This is a genomic window from Salinibacterium sp., assembly GCF_031364185.1.
Classification (GTDB): domain Bacteria; phylum Actinomycetota; class Actinomycetes; order Actinomycetales; family Microbacteriaceae; genus Rhodoglobus.
Window position 1 is genome coordinate 1 of sequence record NZ_JANLVV010000206.1, and the last position, 5,181, is coordinate 5,181.

The following is a 5,181-nucleotide window of genomic DNA, read 5'->3' on the forward strand; positions in this document are numbered from 1 at the left end:
CAGTGCATCGAGATCCATCTCGTCGAGGGAAACCCCGCGGTGGTTGATGGCGCGGCGCGGAAGCACATCAAGCCCTTCGACGAGCGCGGAGGTGGCCGCCCTGCCGTGGGTCTCCACGACGGCGACAACAACATCGCGACCAGCCTCAGAAAGTCTGCGACCTTCTTCGAGCATCGCGAAGGTTTTGCCGACGCCGGGGGCAGCGCCGAGCATGACCCGGAGCCGTCCTCGTGTCATTTATTCACCATCGCAGACTCATCATCCCAGCTTGGCGAGCGCGATGTTGAGACTGAGAACGTTGACGGTCGGCTCGCCCAGGTAGCCGAGGTCGCGCTGCTGGATCATCGATTCGACGAGGCGGGAAACCTCCTCCGTAGTGAGGCCGCGGGCTCCGGCCACGCGGGGCACCTGAAGCCGTGCATTCGCGGGACTGATGTGCGGGTCGAGACCCGAGGCTGATGCGGTGAGGGCATCCGCGGGGATGAGGGTCGCGGCATCCAGGCTCTCGATCGCTTCTCGTCGTGCGTCGATTGCGGCGATGAGGTCGTCGTTCTCGGGGCCGTAATTCGATCCGCTCGACGCGCCGCCGTCATAGCCGTCACCCGCCGCGGACGGCCGTGACTGGAACCACTCCGGAAGCGCGTTGCCGTCAGCGTCAGCGAATGTCTGGCCGATGAGAGTGGAGCCGACGACCTCGCCGTCGACCCTGATGAGGGATCCGTTGGCCTGCGCCGGTAGTACAAGCTGCCCGACTGCTGTCACTGCGAGAGGGTATACGACCCCCAGCACCACGGTGAAGATCAGGAGTGCTCGGATCGCTGTCCACGTCTGGCGGAATTTCATGAGGTGCTCCTTGGGGCGAATCGTAAGGTGAGAAGTGAGGGGGTCATCAGAACCCCGGGATGAGGCTCACGGCGAGGTCGATGAGCTTGATGCCGATGAAGGGAGCGATGAGTCCGCCGACGCCGTAGATGAGGATGTTGCGGCCCAAAAGGCTGCTTGCCGACACCGGGCGGTACTTCACGCCGCGCAGGGCAAGCGGAATCAGTGCCACGATGACGAGCGCGTTAAAGACGATCGCGCTCAGGATGGCAGAGGATGACGAGTGCAGACCCATGATGTTGAGTACGGCCAGCCCTGGGAACTCCCCGGCGAACATTGCCGGAATAATAGCGAAGTACTTGGCGACGTCATTGGCGATCGAGAAGGTGGTTAGTGCACCACGGGTGATGAGCAGTTGCTTCCCAATCCGCACGATGTCGATGAGCTTTGTCGGGTCGGAGTCGAGGTCGACCATGTTGCCGGCCTCCTTTGCGGCGGAGGTTCCGGTGTTCATCGCCACACCGACGTCCGCTTGCGCGAGCGCGGGGGCGTCATTGGTGCCGTCACCGGTCATGGCGACGAGGTTGCCGCCGGCCTGTTCCTTCCTGATGAGTCCCATCTTGTCCTCCGGTGTCGCTTCGGCGAGGTAGTCGTCGACCCCGGCCTCGGCGGCGATCGCCTTCGCGGTCAACGGGTTATCACCGGTGATCATCACCGTGCGAATGCCCATTGCCCGAAGTTCGGCGAAGCGTTCCTTGAGACCCTCCTTCACGACATCCTTCAGATGGATGACGCCGAGCACTCGTGAGTCGCCGGTCGCCGATCTCGTGGCCACGACGAGCGGCGTGCCGCCAGACTCGGAGACCCTCGTCACTATCGCGTCGAGGTCGGCCGGCACCACGCCCACCCAGGCCGCGACCATCGAGCCGGCGCCCTTGCGCACCTGGGAGCCGTTCGGCAGGTCGAGCCCGGACATGCGGGTCTGAGCCGTGAACGGCACAACGATCGCGTCCGGGATGGGAGCGCCGTCATGGCCGAGCTCCCGAGCCAGGTCAACGACCGATGAGCCTTCGGGTGTGGGGTCGGCGAGCGAGGCAAGGCGCGCCGCGCTGATGAGCTCATCGCGACCAACGCCATCCACGGGGATGAATTCGCTGGCGCGACGGTTGCCGTAGGTGATGGTGCCGGTCTTGTCGAGCAGCAGCGTGGTGATGTCGCCCGCAGCCTCGACGGCCCGACCAGACATCGCGAGCACGTTGCGCTGAACGAGCCTGTCCATACCGGCGATGCCGATCGCGCTGAGAAGCGCACCGATGGTGGTTGGAATGAGGCAGACCAGCAGGGCCACCAGGACGGTGATGCTCACCGCACCGCCCGAGTAAGCGGCCATGGGGTTCAGAGTCACAACCACGATCAGGAAGATGATCGAGAGGGTCGCGAGCAGGATATTCAGCGCTATCTCGTTGGGAGTCTTTTGGCGGGAGGCGCCCTCAACGAGTCGGATCATCCGGTCCACAAAGGTCTCTCCGGGCCTAGAGGTAATTCGCACCACGATCTTGTCGCTCAGCACGCGAGTTCCTCCCGTAACGGCACTGCGGTCGCCACCGTGCTCCCGGATGACCGGGGCAGATTCACCCGTGATGGCAGACTCATCCACCGAGGCGATGCCCGAGACGATGTCGCCGTCTCCGGGAATGACCTCTCCCGCCGAAACCACGACGTAGTCGCCCAGAGTGAGGTCGGCAGATGACACGTCTTCGGCCTGCGTTCCCGCGGGGTTATCGGGGGAAGCGACTCGGTGCGCGATCGTCGAGGTGCGGGTCTGGCGCAGCGCGGATGCCTGCGCCTTGCCCCTGCCCTCTGCGACGGACTCGGCGAGGTTGGCAAAGATCACGGTGACCCACAGCCATATGGCGATGCTGGCGGTGAATGCGGGTGCGTTCGAAGTCGCGGCCATGAACGGCTCGGCGATGGCGATCACCGTGGTCAGCGCGGCCCCCACCTCGACGACAAACATGACGGGATTTCGCCACATCAGTCGCGGGTCGAGTTTACGCAGAGCACCGGGCAAAGCCGTGATCAGCTGGGCAAGAGAAAGCGCACTTGCGCGGCTGGCTGCCTCCTGCTGTGAGGGTGTTGTTTTTGATTCTGTCATTGTCATGACCTGTTCTTTCATGGACATCAGCCCAGCCCCTCCGCCAGGGGACCCAGCGCGAGTACGGGGAAATATGTGAGAGCCGACACGATGGCGATCGTTGCCAGGAGCAGACCGACGAACTGGGGGCGATGAGTGGGCAGAGTTCCCGCACTAGCGGGAATCTTGTCCTGCGCGGCGAACGAGCCTGCGAGGGCCAGAACGAACACGACGGGCATGAATCGTCCAAGAAACATGGCGACACCGAGTGCAGTATTCATCCATGGCGTGTTCGCGGTGAGCCCAGCGAAAGCCGATCCGTTATTATTGGCGGCTGACGTGAAGGCGTAGAGAACCTCGGTGAAACCGTGCAGGTCCGGGTTCCAGATCGACACCGCCTCGAGTTCGTCCCGAATGGCGGGAATCCCGAAGCTGAGGGCCGTTCCGACGAGCACGAGAGTCGGCGTGGTGAGGATGTACAGGCTCGCGAGCGTGATCTGTCGAGAGCCGATCTTCTTACCGAGGTATTCCGGGGTGCGGCCGACCATGAGACAGGCAATGAACACCGCGATGATCGAGACAATCAGGATGCCGTACATTCCGGCCCCGACGCCACCGGGCGCGATCTCGCCGAGCATCATATTCACGAGGGCGACGCCACCGCCGAGGGAGGTGAAGCTATCGTGCATGCTGTTCACGGCACCGGTAGAGGTGATGGTCGATGTAGTACCGAAGATCGTTGAGCCAATGATCCCGAAGCGCGCCTCTTTGCCTTCCATTGCGGCTCCCGCCAGCTGGGGCGCGGTGCCACCACCGGTGGTTTCGGCCCACGTCATGAGCGAGACCGAAGCGAGGTAGATCGTCGCCATGGTCGCGGCGATTGCCACGCCCTGGCGATTGTCGCCGACCATCCGCCCAAAGGTACGAGGTAACGAGAACGGGATGAGCAGCATCACCAGGACCTGAATGAGGCTCGTCCAGGCCGTGGGGTTCTCGAAGGGATGCGCCGAGTTCACGTTGAAGAAGCCGCCACCGTTAGTGCCGAGCAACTTGATGGCCTCCTGCGAGGCCACCGGCCCGCCGGGGATGACCGCGGAAGCCCCGGTGATCGTCGTGACATCCTGGAATCCATTGACGTTCTGGATAACGCCGCCGGCGATCAGCACGATCGCAGAGACGAAGGCGATCGGCAGCAGTATGCGCAGTATGCCGCGCGTCAGGTCGACCCAGAAGTTGCCGATAGTGCTGCTGGATCGGTACGAGAAGCCTCGGATCAGCGCCACGGCAACCGCGATCCCGACGCCTGCGGAGACGAAGTTCTGCACGGCGAGCCCGACGAGTTGCACGGTGTAACCCAGGGTGAGTTCGGGGGAGTAGGACTGCCAGTTGGTGTTGGTCACGAACGAGATCGCCGTGTTGAAGGCGAGGTGCTCACTCGTGGGCGGGAGTCCCAGTGAATACGGCAGAATCTGCTGCACTCGCTGAAGTGTATACAGCAGCAGGATGCCGACGGCCGAGAAGGCGAGCACCGAGCGCAGGTAGGTGCTCCAGCTCTGCTCCGAGCGGGAGTCGACGCCGATAAGCCGGTAGAAGCCGCTCTCCACTCGGAGGTCACGCTTGCTCGTGAAGACGGCCGCCATGTAATCACCGAGCGGGCGAAAGAGCAGCACCAGCACGAGCGCAATGGTCGCCAGCTGGGCGACGAGGAAGACGATCGTGGTGTCCATCAGAATTTCTCCGGCTTCACGAGGGCGACTACAAGGTAGCCGATCGCCCCGAGGGCGAGAGCGGCAGCGACCAGTTCAATGACGATCACAGGCGCTCCACCCCCCTCGCGATGAGTGCGACAAGCGCTACGAGAGCGAGGATGCCGGCGATGAACACGATGTCGAGCACGGTGAACTCTTTCCGTTTGCTGTGCCCGTGCGCGGCGGCGCTCGAGCGTGGTGATGACCACGACCTGAGTCAACGCCCGGAGCAGGATTTTCGCGCTCGCACTAACGGTTTCCTAACGCCAGCGGGCACAGTCCTAACGCTGATCCCAGTTCAGACTGACGTTAGGGTCAACTGGCGTCACCGTTTCCGCACGACCGCCAACCTCATCGGCCGGGCCGGCGATTAGTCCGCAGCAAGCGCCGCGGAGCCCAGGATGCCAGCGTTGTTGCGGTGCACGGCAGGCACGATCTTCGTCTGCAGGTCGAGCAGGGGCAAGAATTCTTCGTAGT

Annotated in this window: 4 protein-coding genes and 2 pseudogenes; all 6 read right to left on the bottom strand. The window is 63.4% G+C overall.

The window, feature by feature from the left end; genetic code table 11:
* Positions 1–237 (bottom strand): annotated as a pseudogene (locus tag RMN95_RS09115) (sensor histidine kinase KdpD); the annotation flags it as partial.
* Positions 238–258: 21 nt separating this feature from the next.
* Positions 259–843, bottom strand: a complete 585-nt coding sequence (kdpC, locus tag RMN95_RS09120) for a K(+)-transporting ATPase subunit C (RefSeq protein ID WP_309616615.1) — start codon at positions 841–843, stop codon at positions 259–261.
* Positions 844–889: 46 nt separating this feature from the next.
* Positions 890–2,983: a potassium-transporting ATPase subunit KdpB gene (gene kdpB / locus RMN95_RS09125; protein WP_309616616.1), complete on the bottom strand. Its 2,094-nt coding sequence runs from the start codon at positions 2,981–2,983 to the stop codon at positions 890–892.
* A gap of 20 nt (positions 2,984–3,003) precedes the next feature.
* Positions 3,004–4,683, bottom strand: a complete 1,680-nt coding sequence (gene kdpA / locus RMN95_RS09130) for a potassium-transporting ATPase subunit KdpA (RefSeq protein ID WP_309616617.1) — start codon at positions 4,681–4,683, stop codon at positions 3,004–3,006.
* Complete coding sequence (locus tag RMN95_RS09135) at positions 4,683–4,772, bottom strand: potassium-transporting ATPase subunit F (RefSeq protein ID WP_309616618.1); 90 nt, start codon at positions 4,770–4,772, stop codon at positions 4,683–4,685. Before RMN95_RS09135 ends, kdpA begins: the two co-directional genes overlap by 1 nt.
* Positions 4,773–5,074: 302 nt before the next feature.
* Positions 5,075–5,181, bottom strand: a pseudogene (locus tag RMN95_RS09140) (ROK family protein); the annotation flags it as partial.